Origin of the sequence: Aporhodopirellula sallentina SM41, from assembly GCF_000346505.1 — a bacterium.
Taxonomy (GTDB): Bacteria; Planctomycetota; Planctomycetia; order Pirellulales; family Pirellulaceae; genus Rhodopirellula; species Rhodopirellula sallentina.
In genome coordinates, this window is record NZ_ANOH01000139.1 from 1 (window position 1) to 1,035 (window position 1,035).

The window sequence follows — 1,035 nt, forward strand, 5'->3', positions numbered from 1 at the left end:
TGTGACCGCGAGCATGGGTCGAGCATGGGCTGCAGTTAGTGGTTTGAGGCGTTGCCGGGCAAAATTACGTCACAGTAGTCGAGCAGTTTGTCGCCACGATCGTCGAGGCAGACATCCGGTTTGGGCAAGAACGCAACGAAACAGTCCGCGATGCCGAGCGATGTTGCGACGTCACGCGAATAGTCGCCACCGCCGCGCGACCAGCAGTAAAGGGCGTGACCAGCCGAGTGCGTCCGACGCACGTAGTCGGCGCTGGCGGGCATGGGAATCTGCTTGGTGCCAACAGTACGAATCAACGTGTCATCGACGTCGATGTAGATAACGCGTTTACGATCCAACGAGCACCTCGGTCACATAACGGAAGGTTTTTACGACACCGCCCTAAACGAAGCGAACGATGTTTGAACTACGAGAGATTGTACCAAGGCCAACGCCCGTTGCCAAAGAGCGAAGGTGTGCCGAAGGCCTAGCGTAAAAACCATGTTAGGCGACCGGCGACGCTACGAATCACTAAGCATCCCGGCCATGTGCGTCACAGCATCGTTGATTGAACCCCGGAACATTGAGACCGTAAAGTCGGTGGCGAGACATTCAAAGGTGGAATCGTGGAATGCAAATATGAAGTGTCGCAAGTCGAAAAACATCGCGTCGGAATGTTGTGAGTGAACACGGTTCATCTTGACGCGAAGCTTGCGCCATGAAGAGTTGTGAATCTCCGAAACGGAATAAGGCTGGAGCCCGCGTTTTGCCAGCGGATGGCCACCGAACGCTTCGTCGTTTGGAGGGCCGAACATGTGGATTGAGCATCGAGTGAATGTGACGATTGCGATAGTGCCATCTGTATCGGGCGATACGACGTTGACGTACGTGCCATCCCAGTTGGGGTCAGGTTCCGAGACGAGATATGCCAGAATTACGCTATGTTCGTCAGCGAGCACAACCGGCAGAGGCGCACCAACGTCGGACTGCGGGGCAGTGGCGAGTTCTTCAACGCGATCACGGAAGCCAACGGTATACATCTGAGAAGACTAGGTC

1 protein-coding gene is annotated in these 1,035 nt (G+C 55.3%); it reads right to left on the reverse strand.

Annotation, left to right across the window (positions count from 1 at the left end; all coding sequences use genetic code 11):
* Positions 1-35: 35 nt before the first annotated feature.
* Positions 36-338: a hypothetical protein gene (locus tag RSSM_RS08970; protein WP_008676954.1), complete on the reverse strand. Its 303-nt coding sequence runs from the start codon at positions 336-338 to the stop codon at positions 36-38.
* Positions 339-1,035: the final 697 nt, after the last annotated feature.